The organism is Dyadobacter ginsengisoli DSM 21015, assembly GCF_059568735.1.
Genome location: NZ_JCANTY010000005.1, coordinates 396579 through 418687, shown reverse-complemented (window position 1 = coordinate 418687; position 22109 = coordinate 396579). Strand labels below are relative to the sequence as shown.

At 49.8% G+C, this 22109-nt stretch carries 16 protein-coding genes; 10 read left to right on the top strand and 6 right to left on the bottom strand.

Annotated elements, in window-relative coordinates:
• Positions 1-12 precede the first annotated feature (12 nt).
• The gene (locus tag BP71_RS20245) at positions 13-1137 is read left to right on the top strand and encodes a glycoside hydrolase family 18 protein (protein ID WP_496382529.1); all 1125 of its coding nucleotides are present in this window, start codon (positions 13-15) and stop codon (positions 1135-1137) included.
• On the opposite strand, the gene BP71_RS20240 is transcribed toward BP71_RS20245, so the two are convergent.
• Entirely contained in the window at positions 1134-4544 is a 3411-nt protein-coding gene (locus tag BP71_RS20240; protein ID WP_496382527.1) for a DEAD/DEAH box helicase, read from the bottom strand. The two genes, BP71_RS20245 and BP71_RS20240, sit on opposite strands and share 4 nt — an antisense overlap.
• Positions 4545-4685: 141 nt before the next feature.
• Here BP71_RS20240 and BP71_RS20235 point away from each other — a divergent pair, with 141 nt between their 5' ends.
• From BP71_RS20235 to BP71_RS20225, 3 genes are all read left to right on the top strand, one after another.
• Positions 4686-5582: a DUF481 domain-containing protein gene (locus BP71_RS20235; RefSeq protein ID WP_496382525.1), complete on the top strand. Its 897-nt coding sequence runs from the start codon at positions 4686-4688 to the stop codon at positions 5580-5582.
• Between the two features lie 117 nt (positions 5583-5699).
• Positions 5700-6863, top strand: a complete 1164-nt coding sequence (locus tag BP71_RS20230; protein WP_496382523.1) for a Gfo/Idh/MocA family protein — start codon at positions 5700-5702, stop codon at positions 6861-6863.
• A gap of 38 nt (positions 6864-6901) precedes the next feature.
• Positions 6902-8260, top strand: a complete 1359-nt coding sequence (locus tag BP71_RS20225; RefSeq protein ID WP_496382522.1) for an amidohydrolase family protein — start codon at positions 6902-6904, stop codon at positions 8258-8260.
• Here the strand turns inward: BP71_RS20225 and BP71_RS20220 are convergent, their stop codons facing one another.
• Positions 8261-9010: an SDR family NAD(P)-dependent oxidoreductase gene (locus BP71_RS20220; protein WP_496382520.1), complete on the bottom strand. Its 750-nt coding sequence runs from the start codon at positions 9008-9010 to the stop codon at positions 8261-8263.
• A 6-nt stretch (positions 9011-9016) separates the two neighbouring features.
• Complete coding sequence (locus tag BP71_RS20215; RefSeq protein WP_496382518.1) at positions 9017-9862, bottom strand: aldo/keto reductase; 846 nt, start codon at positions 9860-9862, stop codon at positions 9017-9019.
• Between the two features lie 187 nt (positions 9863-10049).
• Between BP71_RS20215 and BP71_RS20210 the strand changes: the two genes are divergently transcribed.
• A complete protein-coding gene (locus BP71_RS20210) occupies positions 10050-10292 on the top strand; it encodes a transcriptional regulator (RefSeq protein ID WP_496382516.1) in 243 nt (80 codons plus the stop codon).
• Between the two features lie 3 nt (positions 10293-10295).
• Here the strand turns inward: BP71_RS20210 and BP71_RS20205 are convergent, their stop codons facing one another.
• Positions 10296-12419, bottom strand: coding sequence for a type IA DNA topoisomerase (locus BP71_RS20205; RefSeq protein ID WP_496382514.1), 2124 nt, complete (start codon positions 12417-12419; stop codon positions 10296-10298).
• 598 nt (positions 12420-13017) lie between these two features.
• Between BP71_RS20205 and BP71_RS20200 the strand changes: the two genes are divergently transcribed.
• A complete protein-coding gene (locus BP71_RS20200) occupies positions 13018-13278 on the top strand; it encodes a hypothetical protein (RefSeq protein ID WP_496382512.1) in 261 nt (86 codons plus the stop codon).
• A gap of 340 nt (positions 13279-13618) precedes the next feature.
• Here the strand turns inward: BP71_RS20200 and BP71_RS20195 are convergent, their stop codons facing one another.
• The gene (locus tag BP71_RS20195; protein ID WP_496382511.1) at positions 13619-17302 is read right to left on the bottom strand and encodes a BamA/TamA family outer membrane protein; all 3684 of its coding nucleotides are present in this window, start codon (positions 17300-17302) and stop codon (positions 13619-13621) included.
• Positions 17303-17465: 163 nt separating this feature from the next.
• On the opposite strand from BP71_RS20195, the gene BP71_RS20190 reads away from it, so the two are divergent.
• From BP71_RS20190 to BP71_RS20175, 4 genes are all read left to right on the top strand, one after another.
• Positions 17466-18164, top strand: coding sequence for a response regulator transcription factor (locus tag BP71_RS20190; RefSeq protein WP_496383133.1), 699 nt, complete (start codon positions 17466-17468; stop codon positions 18162-18164).
• Positions 18148-19509 carry a HAMP domain-containing sensor histidine kinase gene (locus tag BP71_RS20185; protein ID WP_496382510.1) on the top strand — a complete coding sequence of 454 codons (1362 nt, stop codon included), beginning with the start codon at positions 18148-18150 and terminating at the stop codon, positions 19507-19509. Before BP71_RS20190 ends, BP71_RS20185 begins: the two co-directional genes overlap by 17 nt.
• A 152-nt stretch (positions 19510-19661) precedes the next feature.
• Complete coding sequence (locus tag BP71_RS20180) at positions 19662-20123, top strand: hypothetical protein (protein ID WP_496382508.1); 462 nt, start codon at positions 19662-19664, stop codon at positions 20121-20123.
• A gap of 49 nt (positions 20124-20172) precedes the next feature.
• Positions 20173-21081: a bestrophin family protein gene (locus BP71_RS20175; RefSeq protein ID WP_496382506.1), complete on the top strand. Its 909-nt coding sequence runs from the start codon at positions 20173-20175 to the stop codon at positions 21079-21081.
• A 32-nt stretch (positions 21082-21113) separates the two neighbouring features.
• Here the strand turns inward: BP71_RS20175 and BP71_RS20170 are convergent, their stop codons facing one another.
• Positions 21114-22001, bottom strand: coding sequence for a hypothetical protein (locus tag BP71_RS20170; RefSeq protein ID WP_496382504.1), 888 nt, complete (start codon positions 21999-22001; stop codon positions 21114-21116).
• Between the last annotated feature and the right edge of the window lie 108 nt (positions 22002-22109).

Here is a 22109-nt window from a genome sequence, read left to right as displayed (position 1 = left end):
TAACCTGACTCTATGAAACCCCTTTCCAGCGTGATGCTGGCACTTGCATGGTGCTTGCTGTTGTCCGGTGCTGTTTCGGCACAAAAGAAGAAAAAGTATATCGTCAATGGCTATGTAGGCGGTTTTCGTGGCCTTGCCAACGTCGAAGAGATCGATGCGGAAAAGCTGACGCACATCAATTATGCTTTCGTGAATGTGCAGGACAGTATGGCCGTTCTCACCAACCTTGCCACAGATTCCACCAATTTCAGAAAACTTAATCTCCTTAAAAAGAAGAACCCGGATCTCAAAATCGTGATCTCGATCGGCGGTTGGGCGTGGAGTGAGAACTTCTCCGACGCCGTACTGACGGAATCCTCCCGGCTGAAATTCGCAAAATCCAGTGTCGACGTCGTGCGCCAGTACGACCTCGATGGCGTGGATATCGATTGGGAATACCCAGGCATGCGTGGCGAGGAAGGCAACATTTTCCGCCCCGAGGACAAACAGAATTTTACACGGATGTTCAAAGCAATACGCGACGAGCTGAATATTCTTGAAAAAGAAAAAGGCAAGAAGTACCTGCTGACCACGGCGGTCGGCGGATCAAAGTCGTTTATTGAACATACGGAAATGGGCATGGCGCAAGCTTATCTCGATTATATCCTGATCATGACCTACGATTATGGCGGCCGCAATGGCACCGTGGGGCACCATACCAACCTTTATGATTACGATGCTTCCGGCGAGGGTTCATCCGCCGACCGCTCGGTGAAGAACTTCATTGCTGCCGGTGTGCCTGCGAGCAAGATTGGTCTCGGCGCGGCATTTTATGGAAAAGGTTTTGAAGCGGAAACCGTTAAAAACAATGGCCTTGGTGAAAAGCGCATCAAACAGGCTCAGGGAGGTGGTTATACCAAGCTGAAAGACACGATGATCGCCCAGAATGGCTACAAAAAGTACTACGACAAGAAGGCGAAGGCGCCTTATCTGTTCAACGATTCCACCAAAGTGCTGATCACCTATGATGACGAAAAGTCGATCAAGGCGAAATGCAAGTATGTGAAAAAGAACAAGCTGGCCGGTATTTTCTTCTGGGAGTATTTCAATGACCCCAAAGAATACCTGATCAGCGAGATTCACAAAAACATGCATTAACGCGAAACCAGCGCCATCAGGTCATCCCTGGTCAGTGACTTCAAAACATCGGTATCTGTTTTGACCAGATCATTGGCCAGGTCTTTTTTCGATTCCTGCAATTCCATGACTTTTTCCTCGATCGTACCCGGGCATATCAGCCGCACGGCGATCACATTCTTCTGTTGGCCAATGCGGTAGCTCCGGTCGATAGCCTGGTTCTCCACAGCCGGGTTCCACCATGGATCGATCAGGTAAACATAGTCCGCTTCGGTCAGGTTGAGACCCGTGCCACCGGCTTTGAGGCTGATCAGGAACACCCGGACATCTTCATTGTTCTGGAAATTATCCACACGGGCACCGCGGTCGCGCGTTTGTCCGCTGAGGTATTCATAACCGATCCCTTTTTCTTCCAGCTGGGGCTTGATCAGGTCCAGCATGGAGGTAAACTGCGAGAATACCAGGATTTTATGCCAGGGTGCATTCGTTTCGATCTGCTCCATGAGGACATCGATCTTGGACGACGCATTACCATAATACAAGTCGTCGCGAAGCAATGCAGGTGAGTTGCAGATCTGGCGCAATTTGGTGAGGCCCTGAAGCACATGCAACCGGCTCCTTTCGATATCGCCCTGGTTACGGGTATTCAGGAATGTGTAAAATTCCAGTTCGTAGGCATTGTAAACTTTACGTTGTTCTTCGCCCATTTCACAGTAGATCACCATTTCGGTTTTTTCCGGCAACTCCGATGCTACCTGCTGCTTGGTTCGTCTTAAAATGAACGGATTAATGCGTTTTTGCAGCTCGGCAGCCCTTTCGCTGTCCTTGAAACGGTCGATCGGAATCGAGAAGTGATTCCTGAACTGGGTTTTGTTGCCCAGCAATCCGGGGCATGCGAATGAAAGCTGGCCATACAAGTCGAAGGTATTGTTTTCCACGGGCGTGCCTGTTAGCACAAGCTTGTTGCGAGATTGGAGCAGGCGCGCTGCCTTGTACCGTTGCGATTCCGGATTTTTAATCGCCTGCGATTCGTCGAGTATGATGTAATTGAAATGGTATTTCTTTAAAAAATTCACATCCGCAAGCAGGGTGCCGTAGGAGGTCAGGACGATCTCGTAGCGGTCGAAATCGGCAATGTCCTTCACCCTTCCGGAGCCGTAAATGGTGAGTACTTTCAGGCTGGGAGCAAATTTGGCAATTTCCGCCTCCCAATTGAAAATCAGCGTTGTGGGCGCGATGATCAGGTTGGTGTTGCGGACCTGTTTTTTCTTTTGCAATAAAATAAATGCGATGATCTGCAGCGTTTTTCCCAAACCCATATCGTCGGCCAGGCAGCCACCGAAACTGTAATCGTCGAGGAAATTGAGCCAGTTGAGTCCTTCCTTCTGGTAATGCCGCAGTTTGGCTTTCAGGGGCTTGGGAACGGCTACCGGGGTAATGGATTCGAAATCCCTGAAATGTGCCTGGTAGAACGCGACCTGCTCCTGAACTTCCCGGTCGAGCATTTCGGCTTCGTACAGCTCGGACACGGACGCGAAACGGATTTTAGGTGTGTGGATCACCTCGCCCGCAACCTCACCTGCCTCGAAGAACCTGGCAAATTTCTCTACCCATTGATCAGGCAGGACACCCCATGTCCCGTCGCCAAGTTCTACATATTTGCTTCGGTTCTTAGCTGCCTTGTGCAGGTGTTTCAGTGTCACTTTCTGCTTTCCGAACTGTACGTTCGCCGTGGTATTGAACCAGTTGACCCCGCTTACGACGTGGACGGAAATCTTGGCCTTGTTCGCATTCAACCGGTTTTGTGATAATTTATTAAAGCCGAGAATGGTTACTCCCTGGTTTCGCCACTCCTCAAACGCGTCGGGAAACCAGTTCTCGTCCAGGAAGCGGGTGCGGTGCAGGTAAAAGTAGTCCTTTGGGACTTTGGAGCCCATATCTTCAAGCTGGTCCCCGAAATCCGGGTGCTGGCGCATCACTGCGCTACCGAAGCGCAGCTCACTTTCCTGATCCCGCTTCACCATAAATGGGTTACCGTGGCTGTCAACCGCGTAAATGTCGTTTTTCGAGAAGAGCGGGACTTCCACTTTTCCATATTTGAGAACAGGTGTGATGATCACGTAATTCCCGAAATCTTCCAGGTAAATGATCTTCTCAATGTCCAGGTCGAAACCCTGTTCCTCGCGTTGCGCGGGTGTAGCGGGTTTGACGAATGTGTAGTTGATCCGGATCTGGCTGCCTAGCCTGGAAAGGAGATTAACGCGGAATTCTTCAAATTTCGACTCATGGATGTAAATGCGCTGGTTATGCTGCCGGAAAAATTGAAGCGTCCTGAGAATATCCTGACTTTCGATCAGGTGCAGCGAGTCTTTGTAAAGCACGAAATAGTCGTACCGGAATTCTACTTTTTCCAGGTCGAGATGGACACTGTCGAGAACGAGCTCACCCATGACCTGAAAAAACGGATCTTTCTTGTGGATCGTCAGTTGTAGGTCGGCGGGCGTAGCCGAGAGTTTCACTGGCAGGAGCGAAGCCGCATTGAAATTTTCCGAAACGGACGGATTATGGTAGTAAAAATCGATTTGGGCGGGGTTCTGCACGATCGATCGAAGCGCCAGGATGTCGGTTTCTGCGTTTTTTTTTCGGAAACTATTGGGAAAAGCGGCAATAGCGGTATAAAACTTGATGATCTGCGGGTCCTGCGTCTGCCAGATCTGTTCGAGCGGATTCAATGGCGTGAGCGGATTTTTCAGCTTGCCTTCACGGGTTACCGGAGCCTCGTACATCTCCATGTAAACATGGTCATAGTACTTGTTGAGGCCGATAGCGACCATTGTTTTGGCATTCAATGCCTGTGGTTTCTGGCCAGGCAGGTTCAGTGAAGGTTTGGCGATGAGTTGCTCCTGCATAGCCTCTACCGACAATGCATTGACCGGGATCAGTTCCTTTATTTTGGGGCGGATACGCAGTTCGCGGCCCGCAAATTCGAGCTGGAAATACTGATCAAGATCAGGCTCGTCCTGCATTCCGTAGTCTGCTGCGACCTCCCGGATCTTATCGAACCGGACCTTATGGTCGAAAAACGCGCGGAGGTCTTTCCGGTTCATCAGATTGTAGAGGACCTGGCTCTGGTGTTCACACAGTTTCCTTTTCGGACGGGTGCATTCACAATACAGATTCAAGGCGCGGTCTGTTTGCTTCACTACTACCTTGACGGATTCTGACAGTGCACCCGGAATCCGGAATGAAGCATAACCGAGATCTATTTCCTGTGGCAGAAGGTCGAAAAATCCCCTTCTTTCCGTGGACGGAAGCTCGGAGCTATGGTTGAGAATGTGCGTAACGGATAGTTCGGAGATGTTGAAATCCAGGAAAATAAAGTTATGCAGACTCGGCATTGAAGGCCCGGCAGGATCATTCTTTTTCATAGGGCAAATTAACCAACTATTGCCGAAACGTTCCGAAATGCGGCATGTTACATCGCAATAAATAGACAAAAATGGCGAAATTGCGAGTCGGAAGGCCATTTAAGGGCAATCTATTGAGTTCTCAACCATTTAAAATTTACCATGAACATCGGATCGCACGCCGATTATTTGAAGCAGGTTTTGGCATTATTATTTTGCAAGAACGCCGTAATGAAAAACCTGACCTGCTACCGTTTCTCTCAGCTTGCTGTTTTACTAAGTATTATTTCCGCAACGGTATCGGTGGCCCAGGAGGCCAAAACCGACACATTGAAAGTTTTACCGGCCGATTCGGTGACCGCAGTGAAACCCGATACTTCACTTCAAAAGCCATCCGTGCTGATCGATACGATCCGCTATCGCTTTATTGGCGACGGTAACTTCACGAGGGGAAATGTGAACCGAAGCCTGATGGTGCTCCGCGCGGAGCTGGTTTTTGGCGGTCCGGTGATCAATATCGCTACCAATCCCCGGTTCACCTACGGCAAACAAAACGGCGTTTTAGCGGAGCGCGATAGCTACGTCGATCTTTTTGTGGATGTTTTCAAAAAGCGGAAGACTTATGTTTTCGGCCTGGCGGCATTGGAAACCAGCAACCTGCGGCGCATCAAGCTCCGGCAGATGGTGGGAGCAGGGATCGGTTACCGGGTGGCCAGAAACAAGAAGAACGACCTGAGCCTTACCGACGCGATCCTGTACGAATCGACCGATTTCGTGGAGATCAAGACCGTCACCACCATTCGTAATTCCTTTCGGATCAAGGGTAAGCATTCATTTTTGCAGGATAAATTCCGTTTTAACCACCTGACCTTTATCCAACCCGCTCTCAACGATTTTTCAAATGTCCGCTGGAACACCATCCTGTCGCTGGAACTGCCGCTGAACAAATGGGTAACGCTCCGCACGAGTTTCGAGAACTCCTATGAAAGCGTGGTGGAAGCTACCCGCAAGCGCAACGACTCCCGCGTTACTTTTGGGATTTCGGTAGGAAATAAATAGAAAATTCCGCGGTCGGGATTGTCAGGGAAAGCGGCACGGAATGTGGTCAATATCGTCGGCACATTATATCTGCCGAAAACGTGCTTTACTAAGTATTCACTACATTCCAATCGAGCAATGAGAGATTCACAGGACAATCGCCGCGACTTTCTACGTAATTCCGTTTTTACTGCGGCTGGCCTGGCCATGTTCCCGCACCTTACACCCAATGCTTACGGTTCCGTTAAGACCGTCGTGGCGGATCAGCCATTCATTCCCACAATGCCGCCAAGGATCAAGTTTGCGGTGATCGGGATGAACCATGGGCATATTTATGGCCAGGTTGAGGCGGTTACCCGGGGAGGGGGAGAACTGGTTTCGTTCTATGCCAAAGAGGCGGATCTCGCAGCTGCATTTGCCAAACGCTATCCGCAGGCTAAGCAAGCGAAAACGGAAGCGGAAATTCTCGATGATAAATCCATTCAGCTCGTGCTCAGCTCGGGCATCCCTGACGAGCGCGGCCCCCTGGGCGTGCGTGTGATGAAGGCGGGCAAGGATTATATGGTGGATAAACCCGGCCTCACTACGCTAGAACAGCTTGCGGAGGTGCGTAAGGTGCAGAAAGAAACCAAACGCATCTACTCCATCATGTACAGCGAGCGCCTGGAAAACCGTGCGACCATCAAAGCCGGGGAAATGATCAAGGAAGGAGCGATCGGTAAAGTAGTGCAAACGATCGGTCTGGGCCCCCATCGGATGAATGCGCCGACCCGCCCGGATTGGTTTTTTGACAAGAAGCGCTTCGGGGGCATTATCTGCGACATTGCCTCGCACCAATTTGACCAGTACCTTTTCTTTACCAATTCCACCAAAGCACAAGTTGTGGCTTCGCAGGCAGGGAATGTGAACCATCCGCAATATCCTAAGTTCGAAGACTTCGGGGATGCCATGCTCAGGGGCAACGGAGGTTCTGGCTACATTCGCGTCGATTGGTTTACACCGGATGGCCTGAAAACCTGGGGTGACGGTCGTCTGACGGTGTTGGGTACGGAAGGATTTATTGAAATACGCAAAAATATCGATATCGGCGGAAGGGAAGGAGGAAACCACCTTTTTGTCGTGAATAATAAGGAGACGGTGTACGTGGATTGCAGCAAGGTTGACCTGCCCTATGGTCGCCAGCTGGTCGACGACGTGCTCAACCGCACCGAAACGGCCATGTCGCAGGAGCATTGTTTCCTGGCTACCGAATTGTGCCTGAAAGCGCAGAAGAACGCGCAGAACGTCTCGATGGTAAGCTGATATCATTTACTGTTCCTGATCACCAAACACTTCGCAACATGATACGCAGATTGATTTTCATATTCGGGGTATTCGCTGTCCATACGACGGTAGCCCAGGGGCCTGTCAGTAATGTCGACCGTGACATTGTTTTCAAATCCGTAAATGTGATCCCGATGGATCGGGAAACTGTGTTGAAGGACCAGACTGTGGTGGTCAGGAACGGAAAAATAATCGCCGTGGGTGCTAATCCTGAAATAGGCCGGGGCGCGCTCGTAGTCGACGCCAAAGGGAAGTATCTGGCACCCGGCTGGTCGGAAATGCACGCACATGTACCTGCGATAGACGACCTGGGCCCAATGAAAGAGGTACTGATGCTGTACCTCGCAAATGGTGTTACGACGATCAGAGGGATGCTGGGTAATGCCAAACATCTCGAACTTCGTGAAAAGGTCAGAAGCGGGGAAGTGCTTGGCCCCAATTTCTACACCACCGGTCCGGCATTCAGCGGGCAGACGGTCAAAACAGCGGCCCGTGGTATTGAAATGGTGAAAGAGGAAAAAGCAGCGGGGTATGACTACCTCAAACTCCTGCCGGGCCTTACCAAAGAAACTTTCCCCGGTATTGCAAGAACTTCCAGAGAACTGGGCATCGGGATGGTCGGGCACGTTTCATTTGCAGTGGGCGTGTGGGCAGCGATTGATGCGGGTTATTCGTCCATTGACCATCTCGACGGCTTTGTAGAAGCCATCGTGCCCGGTACCGACACCCTCGCGGAGCAGGAAACCGGCCTCTTCGGCACCTGGATCGCGTATGCCGCCGATACCACCCGCATTCCAAAACTGATCAAAGGTTTGAAGGATAAAAACATCCGTGTTGTGCCTACGCAGGCGATTGCGGAACGCTGGCTTTCACCACTGCCGGCGTCAGCCTACGAAAACGACCCCGATTTGAAATATATGACTGCGAACGAAAAGAAGAACTGGCTCAATGCCAAAACGAGCTACGTGAGCAATCCCAAATTTACGAAAGAACATGCCGAAGCGTTCGTTAATATCCGTCGCAAGCTTATCCTCGCATGTCAGAAAGGCGGGGTGCAGCTAATGCTGGGTTGTGACGCGCCGCAGGTGCTCAATGTACCTGGTTTTGCCACACATCACGAAATGAAGTATCTCGTCGACGCCGGACTCACGCCTTATGAGGCATTGAAAACAGGAACAGTAAATGTGGCCAGCTATCTCAAAAAAAGTGATTCGGGCACGATCAAAGCCGGGAACGTTTCGGATCTGGTACTGCTTGCGGCCAATCCACTGGAGGATATCAATCATACCAAACGCATTGAAGGTGTGATGATCGGTACGAAATGGCTTCCGAAATCCTATCTGGACGCCGAGCTGAAAAAGCTTGAAAAACAGTAACTAATCTTCGTAAATCATTTTGCGCGTCATGCCGCCGTCGATGACCAGGTTAGCACCGGTAATGAAATCATTGTCGGGGCTGGTCAGGTACAGGCAGGCGCGGGCAATATCCTCAGGCTTGCCTACGCGCCCGGCGGGGTGTTGTGTATGGTCGGTGGGTTTCAACTGACCGTAATCACCGGTTTCGATCCATCCGGGACTGATCGAATTAACCGTAATGTGATCGGGGCCGAGTGAGATCGCCAGCGCGTGTGTCAATGCGAGAATGCCGCCTTTCGACGCGGCATAGGCCTCCGTATCGGGCTCCGACATGAGTGCTCGGGTGGAGGCGATGTTGACGATCGCTCCTTTACCGATTTGTTTCATTATTTTGGCGGCTTCCCGTGCGCACAGGAAGGTGCCGCGGAGGTTGGTATTGAGTACGTAATCCCAGTCGTCGACGGCAAGCTCGTAGGGTGAGGCCGCTTTTCCCAGACCTGCATTGTTAATCAGGATATCGATGCTGCCCAGCGATTCCCTTTCTTCCTCTATACCGAGTACTATTTCGTCGGGATTAGCAAGGTCTATCACTCTTGAAATGACTTTGTATCCTTCCTTTTCCAGTGATGCCTGGATATTTCGCAACCCTTCCGCGTCACGGTCCCATAGCGCGACCGTAGCACCCTCACGCGCATAATGCGCAGCCACAACGCTGCCGATGCCGTTGCCGGCACCGGTTACGATGACTGTTTTGTTTTGATAAGTCAGCATACTCTATCAGGACAGTGCTTTGAAATCGTCATCGGATAATACCATGTTGCCGGCCTGCATATTTTCTGCCAGGTGTTTCAGCGAGCTCGTGCCCGGGATGAGCAGGATGTTGGGAGCGCGTTTCAGCAACCAGGCCAATGCGACCTGCGCGGTGGTCGCGTTGTGTTTCTCAGCGATGCCGGAAATCTTGCTTTGGAGTTTTTCCGGACCGGACGCCAGCGGGTACCAGGGAATGAATGCGATGCCTTGTTCGATCGTAAAGTCCAGTACATGCTCCCATTGTCTGCTGCCCAGGTTATAGAGGTTTTGTACAGACACAATAGGAAGCGTCTGCTGCGCGCGTTTAATCTGCTCCACATCCACTTCCGACAATCCTACATGTCTGATCTTCCCGGCTTTTACCGCGTCGGATACCGGTCCGAGCGTTTCCTCCACAGGGAATCGCGGATCGATGCGGTGCAGTTGCCAGAGGTCTATCATATCCATTTTAAGCCGTTGCAGGCTGCCGTCGATTGCCTTCCGGATGTGATCGGGGTTGCCATTCATACGCCATTGGTTTGGACCAGTGCGGTCGAAGCCGCCTTTGGTGGCTATCAGCAGATTTTGGGAGTAGGGATGCAGCGCGTCGGCGATGAGTACTTCATTGGTATGCGGGCCATAAGAGTCGGCTGTGTCGATAAAGTTGACGCCCGAAGCTACCGCCTCCTGCAGTATTTTAAGGGCATTCGGGCGGTCGGGTGCGTCACCCCACACACCTTTGCCCGTAAGTTGCATACCGCCGTATCCCAGCCTGTTGATTTCTATCTCCCCGCCGACTTTAAAAGTGGCAGAAGTTTCCTGATTAGTGTTCATTATATATGTGTTAAAGATATTGTTGGTAAAACTGCGTAATCGCGGTTTTCATTCACCTTTAAGGTCGTTGGCACCACTCATTTTTCGCTTAGCAAATGTCAGGCCAGCAATTAGCGGACATTTAACCCCTGCGGGTGTTTTGGCATGGTTTTAGATCTAATAGCATTGAACCAAACTTCATCAACAAATGGAAACCACCGTATTTGAAGCAAGGGCCCGAGAATTGGTCGATGATATTAAAGAAATTGTGAAAGTAAAAGGGATCAACCTGGAAGATGCTTTGGAAGAAGCAGGGGTTCCCCGCAAATCATCGGATAAGATCCTGAACCGGGGCGCAATGCCGACACTCTCAGAGTTTCTGGCGCTGTGCCAGATTTCAGGCATTACATTTCATCTGCCTTACGTAGAAACGGCCAACAGCCCGATGTAGCCGTTACCCGACTTCAAAATTAAAGTCGCCGTTCATCACCAGACGTGCGTCGATAGGGTCGGAGCTGCCGGGGATTTGCAGGCCTTTTATTTTGGCTGTTTTGCCTTTGCTAAGCAGGTCAAAAATATGTTTGTCGCTGAGTTTTTTACCCAGAAACTCGAAAGGGATTTTGAAACCGCACACCTGGAAATTGCTGCATCCATAAGCTGTTTTGCCTTTCTTCAGAAGCTGTTCCTTGCATTTGGGACAATGCAGGGTTTCGATAACGATTTCTTCCTTGGGCTCACGTGGCTTGCGCTCTTTTTTGGCTTTTTCCTCCGGTTCCGGGATTGGCGCGTCTTCAACAATAGTAATCGACCGCATCCGCTCGTTTTTAACTTCATGTGTGAGCTTGACGACCATTTCAATCAGCTCTTGCTTAAAGGTATCCATCGCATATTCGCCTTTCTCGATCAATCTGAGCTTGCGCTCCCAATGGCCGGTCAGTTCGGCGCTTTTTAGAAGCTCGTTCTGAATGGTGTCGATGAGGTCCATGCCGGTCTGGGTGGCGACCACATTCTTTTTCTTTTTTTCGATATACCTGCGTTTGAACAGGGTTTCGATGATGTTAGCGCGCGTGGATGGCCTGCCTATTCCGTTGTCTTTCATTAATTCCCGCACTTCTTCGTCTTCCACCTGTTTGCCGGCCGTTTCCATCGCTCGCAGCAGCGTAGCTTCGGTATAGGCTTTGGGCGGAGTGGTTTTCCCCTGGTGAACGCGTGGCTCATGCGGGCCGCGCTCGCCTACCTCGAAAATAGGCATCACTTTTTCTTCCTCGGTCTCTTTTTTGGACGACGCGTCATTTACATACAATTCCCGCCAGCCCAGTTCGAGAATTTGCTTCCCCGTCGCTTTGAATTCAACCTGGCCAACCATTCCCAGCACTGTGGTGTTCGAAACTTTACATTCCGGATAAAAAACGGCAATAAAACGGCGGGCAATGAGGTCGTAAATGCGCTTTTCCTCCTGGCTTACGTGCACGGGCAGCACACCGGTAGGGATAATGGCGTGGTGGTCGGTTACTTTTTTATCGTCGAATACATTCTTTGATTTCGGAATCGGCAAGTTGGCGAGTAACGGCGCGGTATACTGACTATAATAGGTCAGTTCCCGGAGAATGCCTTCCACCTTTGGATGCAGGTCTTCAGAAAGATAGGTGGTATCGACCCTGGGATAAGTGACGAACTTCTTTTCGTAGAGGTTTTGAATGTGTTTCAACGTATCCTCCGCCGAGTAGCCATACTTCTTATTGGCTTCCACTTGTAAGGATGTCAGGTCGAAAAGCCTCGGGTTTCCTTCCTTTCCTTCCTTTTTTTCGAATGCGGTAACCTCAAAATCGTGTTGTTGCAGATAGGCGAGGCCCTTATTGGCTTTTTCGACGTTTTTAATGCGCTCGATGGTGGCCGTAAATTCCGTTTCCCGGTATATGGTTTTCAATTCCCAATATTCTTCCGAAACAAATGCATCGATTTCCTTTTGCCGCTGCACGATGAGTGCGAGCGTGGGTGTTTGTACGCGGCCAATCGAGAGGACAATTTTCCCCTGCCCGAATTTCTTGGTAAAGAGGCGGGTTGCATTCATGCCCAGCAGCCAGTCGCCGATCGCCCGGGCGCTTCCTGCCGCATACAAGTTGTTGTACTGGGCGCTATCGCGGAGCTTGGCAAAACCGTCCCGGATCGCCTGTTCGGTAAGGGACGATATCCATAGTCGTTTTACGGGCACGCTGCATTTGGCTTTCAGCAATACCCACCGCTGAATGAGTTCACCTTCCTGGCCCGCATCCCCGCAGTTGATCACTTCTTCACAACCCTTCACAAGCGACTCGATGATGCCGAACTGTTTGAGGGCCCCGGCATTGTCGATGAGCTTGATGCCGAAACTGGACGGGATCATCGGGAGCTCTTCCAGTCGCCAGGACTTCCATCGTTCGGTATAGTCGTGCGGTTCTTTAAGCGTGCAGAAATGGCCGAATGTCCACGTTACCTGGTATCCATTGCCTTCGTAATAACCGTCTTTGCGCTGGCTGGCGCCAATCACATGGGCAATATCTTTGGCTACGCTGGGTTTTTCGGCAATACAAACTTTCATATCGATTCTTTGAAACCGTCCGCGGGGCCGGGTGTGTCGGGCTCCCACTGTTTTTAAGGGGGACAAAGGTGGCGATTTTTATCGAGAATTTCCTTGGAAAACGGGGTCAGTAAGGAGCGGAAGAGTTGGGCCGGTTATCAGTTTGGGAGCGAAATCGAGCCGTTTAATCATTTAAGCGAAATTTTTTTGAGATTTTTTCGAAAAAAAATTCGCCTGATATGCATTCGCCGCGGTAATTCTTCCGTGATTTTGGCTATTGGTATAATGCACTCCGAATAAAATTTGGTTTTTAGGTGGTGATGCCACATAAAAATGAAGTCATCATGTTTAGTTAACAATAAGGTAATTATTTGAAAATCAGAGGCAAAATGTTTCGTTGTGCAAAATCAATTAAATCGGTGACTTTTTCATTTTGTGTCTATGAATAATCCTATAAAATTCTATTAGAAGCTGCGATATTTCACGTATTTTATGGTATATTTTTCCATACATTATATTGTGTGAATACTTGTTGAACGTTTGTTTTCAGAATATTGTAGTATATTTGTACTGGAAATACATTCAAGAACACAAAGAGAAACGAAAAACACTATTAACAATGAAAAATGCAAAAAATATGTTAGTTGCAGCCCTGGTGGCCCTGACTAGCGCAGCTTACGCCAACGTCGATAATTCTACATATACAGTTGAAGAAAAAGTTAAAGTTGCATTAGTTAGCAACACGTTGCCCGCATCGGCTCCCGCATTGGATAGCCCTGCACCACAAAATGTAAAAAACACAACTGACACCAATACCCACAATGCGGCTCAAAAAGCAGCAATCGTAGGTCTTCAATTTAAAAGTGTAACTACGAAGTAAGTAATTGAACCTCAGTGGTTCAGTTAAGATTGATTGATGGTTTTAAAAAGGGAGGAGTTTTCCTCCCTTTTTTTTATATTCTTGTCGCTAATATCGGATGGTATTAGTTTGGGGATAAAACGATATTGTGGGATGTTCCAAACAGGCCTCACCGATTTGCCGTACAGGCAGGAGTATGTGAGCCTGTTGGCGCGGAAGGGGGAAGATCGATGCGTACAAGGATGAGAACGTGTGGTACACTACCTGTGAGGCGGTGCAGGAGTATGTGGAAGGCAGGAAACGAAAACGGTCCTGATCTGAGCTGCGCCGGCCTGGGCTGCACAATCCGGGCCGGCGCTATTTATCTGAAAAAACTCCCCACGGATATCATGAGCAGCAGGGATTCTTCTTTGGACGAACCCGCGCTGATGTTGAATGCGAACTGTTCGCGGAACGGGGTAATGTAAAACCCGCCGCCATAGCCCTGGTGCCAGTAGTTAGCATTGTTTTTTTCTTCTTTTGCCCATACCCGGCCCAGATCATAAAATGCCCTGATACCCATTTTAAGCGGAACGAATGTGTTCTGTGTCTCTGTAAGCTGCCATCTGAGTTCCGTGTTCAGGAAACCTTTGGATTCGCCGGTGAATCGGTTGCGTTTGAATCCCCGTAGGTCGTTAAGCTGGCCGAGCGAGAAGAGTTTGTAGAATGGCAACTGGCCTTTGGCGATGCCTCCCCCGAGTCGTAAACCCAAAGTCAGCGGATTTTTCTGACGCGTTGAAAAGTATTGCTCCAATTCGAGTTCGGAGATCGAGGCCAGGTCGTTTCGGGATTGCGTAACGTGGCCGGCCTGCTGGCTGACCTGGAAGCGGAAACCGCGCTCCGGCAATGCAATGCGGTCACGGAAGTCCAGATTGAGAACGCCTTTGGCAAAAATGAGGTGTAGTTGCTCCACACCAAAAATGTGGGGATGGTCGGCCAGGTAGCTGTTGCTGCGTTTAATGCCTTCGGCGAGCTCATAATTGGCGGTAAATTCGAGTTTGCTTTGCTTCCAGAATTGTTTGAGTAGGCCTGCCGAGACGGCAAAGGAATTGTACTGGGTCCGGTAATAGTTGGAAGGCAGATCGTTGTTTTTAGGGGTATCGTTCCCCATGCCGAAAAAGAAGTTGTAGTTCAACGGCCTTGAAACAGAGATTTGCGAAATGCCGTCCCATTTGCCAACCAGCTGCCGGAATTGATTACTATAACTGAAGTCATAATTGCCCTTCACGCTTACGGATGCGCTCAGCGAATGCCTGGCGCTGAAATCGGGCTTGCCGAAGTGCTGGCGTGTGAAGGTAACACCCCCGTGTATGGCGAATCCGACAAAAGGATTGTAGGTTAGTAATGCAATGGGCAGGTAGGTGTTGTACTTGAATGCATTGCGGTCATAATCGTAATAACGAGCATCAACGGATTTTACATCCCGGGCTTCCACACCCAGCTCATGATGCGGATTTTCATCTTTTTCGTATACCAAAGTCTGTCTGCCTCCGCTGCGGACGTCCGATTTGTCAAAGAAATAATCATCGCCGCCGCCGCTGATAACCCGTACCAGGATCGATTTTTCGGATTTCCCTTCCAGGTCAAACACGTCGTCGCCGGAAAGGCCGTAAAGTCTGATTTCCTTTGTTTCCGATGGGTCGAAAACGCGCTGGTAGTAAATTCTGATGGTGTCCGCCTGCCGGTTTCCCTTCTGAACATCATACATTCTGACCTCCACCTTCCCGTCGATCCGGCGGGTTACCTTAAAATACTCGGCTTTGTTGGAACCTACCACGTCGACTTCTTTTGCCAGCAGCAGGTAATATGCCGCCGCATATCGCTGCAAATCACCTATACGTATATGAAGCTTCCGTTCGATCTCTCGGCCGTCCTTCGCATAAATCTCCGAAGGCATATTGTGTACCGCGGCGGTAATATCCTGCTCGCTGATAGCCGCCTGGATTTCTTTTGCTGCCTGAACCCAGTCGGCTTTGCTGAGTTCGCTGCCTACAAACCGGTCGAGGTGGCGGGCCTGCCACATGAGGCTGCGGAGCCCTTTGATCCGTTCCCCGAAGTTTTCGCCGTTGGGCATACCCCATTCACGGTCGGCGAGCCAGGGAATGATGCCGTCCCAGCGTGAAAAAGCATGGTCGCGGTCGCGGGGGATTGGGCGGTATGTTTCACCGTCTTTGGTTTTGTAACCTGCCCATTTCCAGTTGTCTTCGTGCTTGCTCCAATCGCCGATCCAGAGATCGAAGATCCGCGCGCGGGCAAATTCGTGCTTATCGACGCGGTTGCCGTGGTCGTGGTAGAGCTTGTTAAAGAGTTTGAAGCTTTTTTCAATGTCTTTGGCTCCGCCGAAAATGTCGGGTTTGTCGATCTTGTCGGTCGGACGCTCTTCCAGCATTCCGAAAAGATTGCCATAGTTCTCCTTGAACGCACCGAGTTTATTGTCTTTCGGAAGCACGTACAATGCCGGAGTGGCATGCAGAATGCCGATTTTTTCGAGCAGCGGCGCTACGGCCATGGCTCCGTAGGGCTGCTGGGTGGAGGTCTGGTCTTTGAGCACCTGCGAAACGACCGTCCCGCGCAGCTCATACGCAAGCGCCCGGAAAGGATCTTTGTCGACCGACCGGAAAACATATTCCTTGCCATTTCCAGCCACCAGTTTCAGGGATGTAGTCTGTCGGCCGCCGCCTTTTCCGGAGATGACGAGCCCGTTGAAAGTGGTGTCCATGTTCAGATAGGGAACTTTTACAGGTACTGTCCAGGAATCGCGGTAATGCTTTCCGAACCATTTCTCCTTAAAACGTTTGCTGGCATATTCGCTCCCTGCTGCTATGTTGGCAGGCTGGGAATGGGGGCTGTCCATTTTATCCGACGGCTTTACTAATGCATTGCAGGGTTGGTAAAGTGTGTTTTTAATGCCTCTCGCATCGTTTCCGCAAGCCGATAAGAACAGGTTACCCGTTTCCCTGCTAACTACACGTTGCCCGTTCAGTGTCCAATGCTGAAAATTTACCGCGCCATTCTCGCGGTAAGTGAGCTCGATGAAGCCCTGGTCAGGCGAGGCCAAGGCTGCCTTTTTGCCGTGTGCGACGTAGCTGCCGCCTGCGATGCCCCCGCTGTTGATGTAGAAGTTATTGTCTTTCTGCAAAACAGACTGACTCCGTTCGTGGCCGGTAGCCAGGATTACAGAGGAATAATCCCTTAAAACGCCATTCAGTTTGTATCGGAGGATGCCAAACCGGGCATTGGAAATATCGCGCGGATTGCCGATGTTCTGTTTAAACCCGACCAGTGCGCTGCTGATCAGTGGTGGCGCCAGGTAGGAGCCGGCTGAAAAGTGACCACCATAGTTGCCGGGAGACTCGATCGGGAAATGAGAGAGCACGAGTACATTTTTATCGTTGGTGTCGTCCAGGATACCTTCCAGCTCTTCTATGAAATTGTCCGTATCTGCAACGGAGCAGGCGTCGGACGATGGTGTGGGTTTGTCGAAGGGATGGTTCCACCATTGGGAGTTGATAACGATAATTTCCAGCATCGGAAATGATACCGTCCAGGGACCCGGACAGCCGTGGCCGAGGAACAATTGGAAGCGCTGGTGCTTTTCTTTTTCCAGTGCTTTTTCCAAGGCCAGAATCCTTTCCCAGCCCTTTTTGCCCGAATCCAGCCAGTCGCGGTCGCCCTGGTTGATGAGCATATGCAGTTGCGGGGCGCGGTCGAGCAGGGCAACAGCATTTTTCTTCCATTCGACAGCCTGGCCGGTAGTCCATTGTTCAGGAAAAACATCTCCATTCATAACCCAAAGCACCGGGCCAGATTGCTGCGCGAGGTAATTTTCGATGATCGGGAAAATGTCGTCGGGATTTTTGAGGTCCGCGATGTTGCCGGTCAGCACGACTTTAAAGTCCGCCGCCAGCAGCGGCCGGGATGAAAAAATCAGGAGAGCGGCGACCAGGCCCAGGCGGCCTATGCAGATTTTCTGGCGATGAATAGCGCGGTGTAGAGGTGTTATCAAAGTTTCGGTACGTTGGGTAATGAAAACAATCACAATTTAGCAGTAATTCATACAGATTGAAATGGATCTATCATTGGAAACGTTGGGAAATTACGTTGCCACACTGTTTTTTTAATACCTTACAGCACAAAAACCGTTTGAAATGCCGCTATCAAAACTGCCGATGAAGCTATTGCTCATCGAAGACGAACCCAGTGTGATATCCGTGATCCAGCGAAGTCTTTCAGCTAATGGCCACGAAATCACCGTCGCTATGGACGGCCAATCGGGATTGCAAATGGCATTGCAGCACCAGTTCGACGTGATTATACTCGATCTCATGATCCCCATTATCAACGGAATGGAAGTCTGCCGCAGGGCACGCAATGCGCAGGTCACCACGCCGATCCTGATGCTGACGGCGCTCGGAACCACTGAAAATATTGTATCCGGGCTGGACGCCGGTGCTGACGACTATATGACCAAGCCATTTAAACTTGCAGAACTCGAAGCACGCCTGCGAAACCTTACGCGTCGGAGTAAAGAGCCCGAGAAAGAGAAAAACGACAAGGTGCTCTCGCTGGGAGATCTGGTTCTGGACAAAGTAACGAAGACCGTTAAACGCGGCACACAGACCATCGAGCTCACGGCCACAGAATTCCGGCTACTCGAATACCTGCTTTCGAACACCAATCGGGTACTGAACCGGATGGAGATACTCGAAAATGTGTGGGACATCAATTTCAACCTGGGTACCAATGTCGTGGATGTCTATATCAATTACCTGCGTAAGAAAATCGACAAGAACCATGATGTCAAGCTGATTCATACCGTTTTCGGGATGGGTTATGTGATCCGCCAGTCGTATGAAGATACAAAATAAAATTGCGCTCATTTTTACAGCCCTTTCGGCAAGCATTATCATTGCATTGAGCGTGTTTGTCTATTTTTTTGCTTCAGAGAGCATTTCCGGCAGCTTTTTTCACCGGCTGGAAGTACGCTCTGACATTGTAGGGCACGCTGCATTGCAGGAGAACAAGTCGCTCACCTCTATCTATTATGACATCAAGGAACGGCACCTGGGCAGTCTGCCGTTCGAGAAGCACCGTATTCTGCCAGACCCCCTGGACGAAGGAAGTAAAAAGCGGCTTGCATTACCGTCGTCGTTCTTCGAGGCGACAGAAGGGAGCATTCCGGCCCGGTTTTTCAGTCATGACACTTCCTACGTGGTCATGCGTGTCGCTCGGGAGAATAAAAAGATCATGGTCGTTTCATCGGCATTGGACCTTTATGGAATGGAAGAAATGACGAACCTTAAAAACCTGCTCCTGATTGGGTTTTTTATTGCGATGCTGTTTGTGTTTACATTTGGAAAGCTGTTTTCAGATGTCATTTTCAGGCCTATTCGCCGCATTATCCGCAATGTAAGAGGTATCAATGCCCACAATCTGCACCAGCGCCTGGTGGTAGAGGAGAGTAAGGACGACGTGGAAGACCTTTCGAGAACCTTCAACGATATGCTCGACCGTCTGGAAGTGACTTTTGAAATGCAAAACAACTTTGTAAGCAATGCTTCCCATGAATTCAAAACACCGCTGACGATCGTAAGCGGGGAAGCGGAGCTAGGGATGTCGATGCCGGGATTACCGGAGGCGGCCAGAGAATCATTTCTTAATATTTACAAAGAAGTAGAAAAACTCGAACACCTGACGGGCAGCATGCTGAGTCTTGCGCAGACCGGTTTCGACGGTAAGAAAGAGCAATGGACCGAGGTTCGGATTGATGAGCTGATACTTTCAGTGAAGGAGGCCGCAGATCGCATTATCCCTGATAATAAGGTGAGTATCAACTTCGACCACTTGCCTGAGGACGAAGACAAACTGGCCGTCAATGGCAATCTGGCGCTTTTGAAAGCGGCATTTACGAATATCGTCCTGAACAGCTGTAAGTATTCGGACAACAAACCTGTCCGGATTGAAATCCGTGCTGACCATAAGTACGCCATCGTCGAAATTGTGGACGAAGGTATCGGTATTCCGGACCGGGAGATCGGGCAAATTTTTGTGCCCTTTTTTCGTGCTTCCAACACCGGCAGGTACAAGGGCTACGGGATTGGTTTACCGCTGGCACACAACATCATACGCATGCACCAGGGGAAAGCGGAGGTGTACAGCCGCGTAGGAGAGGGAACGCGCTTCATTACCTACCTTCCGTTCAAGTATTTTTAGGCGCTCTTACCTCATTTTAATATTCTTATTTCATTCTAATAAATCTCTCACCGTATTATAACCGGGCTTTTAAATAGCCCTAATGTTTGGGCGGTAACATTGCATTGTCAATTGAAAATCAACGCTTTGTTAAACAAACCGACAAACTTAATATGAGAACGGTAGTAATCCCTACAGACTTTACCAATGAAGGCATTCAGATCGCTGAGGCCATTGTAAGAGACATTCAGGACGATGTGCGGGTGGTTTTCACCCATCTTTTCCACGTGGCCGACGACATTCAGGATTTGCTTTTTTCCACTTACCGCGAGAAGGAGTACGAGCTGGTACCCGAAGAATTCTGGGAGGATTGTAAAATACTCAAAGACACTTTTTCGGATAAACTCAGCAGCATCAAAGTCGATTTCTTCTATGGGAGCAAACTCGCCCTTCTGAAAAATTTCCTTGAATACTACGAAACCGACCTGGTCGCTTATTCGGAGATATATGGCATTCCCAAACTGACCAGAAGCAGCCTGGACGCCTTGCCGGTTCTCAAAAAAACCGGTTATCCGATGATCAACACCGATATGGTGCGCGTATCGGCACTGGCGGACCTGGGCAACTACCGGTAAGCTGTTTTGTATAAAATGAGATTGTGAAAAAGGTAAAGATTCGTGAATTATGCTTCTCAAAAAGAATATCCCCATCCGATATATTTTCGGAAAGATCAAATATGAAATTCTGTTCGTGACCATCTATGGCGTCGCGATTGAAATCATCTACCAGAACTTTCATATCACCAATATATCCATCCCGATGACGGTCCCTACCGTATTGGGTACGATCATATCGCTGTTGCTCGCATTCCGTTCCAATCAGGCCTACGATCGCTGGTGGGAGGCGCGGATCATCTGGGGCGCCATCGTGAACGATTCGCGTACGCTTGCCCGGCAGATACTTTCGTTGATGGAAGACCCGCTGGATCCGGAGCGTATCGACGGTTTCAAGAAGCGGATGATCAAAAGGCAGATCGCCTGGTGTTACGGGTTAGGCAAAGGACTTCGAAAGGACGATCCGATGCCGCTGATCAGCAAATTCGTGTCGGAAGAAGAGGTAGAATACCTGAAAGACTTTGATAACAAGCATGTTGGTCTTATTCAGCTCCACGCTCGCGACCTGAATAATGCCCTGAAACAGGGTTGGGTAAATCCCTATCAACAAGTGGAGCTCGACCAGACGCTAACCCGGTTGTGCGATCATATGGGCAAGTCGGAACGGATTAAGAATACCGTTTTCCCGTCGACTTACAGCCTGTACATTCATCTGGCGCTGCATTTTTTTATACTGCTGCTGCCATTCGGACTGGTGCAATTGTTTGGCTTCCTGATGGTTCCGGTGCTGATCGTGATTACTGCTTGCTTCTTCCTGATAGAGAAAATGGCGATCCATTTGCAGGATCCTTTCGAAAACAAACCGACCGACACACCGGTACTGTCGATTTCACGTAATATCGAGCGTGACTTGAAACAGATGATGAAAGACAAGCATGTGCCGATGGCATACCAGCCCGACCGTTTTTACATTTTGTAGTGTTTTTTGGTGCGAAGCTCCTGCTTCGCACCTTATTTTTTGCTCAAACCATTGTGGATATCGACCAGGATGTTGTGATCATCCCTCACCCAGTTACCGCTCTCGTATTTTTTTTGTTTCCCGCTAAAAAGATAGTCCTCGAACATACTGTAAGCCTTACGCGCTTCCTCCGCGGAGTAAAAAGAGTTCAGCCAGGTGGCCGGTATCTTGTCTTTTTTCACCACACCAACCCCTGCATTGTAAAGCTTTATAATGCCTGCCGAAAATTCCATTGATATATAATCCTGTTCCCGGATTTGCGCACTTTTAAGGACGGAAGCTGTGTGCGCCAGGTAATTGAGCAATCTTGCGCGTATCTGTGCGTCGTTTTCGGACTGCGCAGGCTTGACCCTCCACCAGTTGTTGGCAGGGAAATAAGGATCGTCCTGGTAGCGCAACAGTTTACGCCCATATTCAATCAGTGAGACACTTTCCTCTGGTGAAAATTCCAAATTGATCAGCCGGAGACCATTCCCGGCGAAAGAGAAGAATACGCCGATTTCTTCCGTTCTCCGGCTTGTGGTGAGGAAAACAGTATGCGCCGCGGTATCCAAATCCCACCGGCCGGTTGTGTATTCGCCATTTGTTCCAACCCTTGTGAAAGTGCTGTCCGGAAAGAACGAAATCAGCATGTTCTTCCTGTCTCCGGGTATATGCTGGCTCGAAGGCAGGCCATTCGGCTCGACGACGTCGCGTTCCGTAATGCTGACACCCGAAATCCGCCAGGTGCCTAGCATGTGTTTTGGTTTCGGCTTGCTGAGCTCGTCCATGGCATCGCGGGTAGGGCCCGACGGTCGTTTTGAACCCGTGCGGTAAATGATCCCGTGATGCTGCATCATGGTGATCATCATGAAGAGGATGAACAGTTTAAAGGAAGTCATGGCGCGGCTGCTGATGCGGTAGTGTTTACCCTCAAGTTAGGAAATTCTGTTTAAATAAAAATGAAGTAAACGGAAGGATACTTGAAATTTTGAGTAATTATTGGCCTC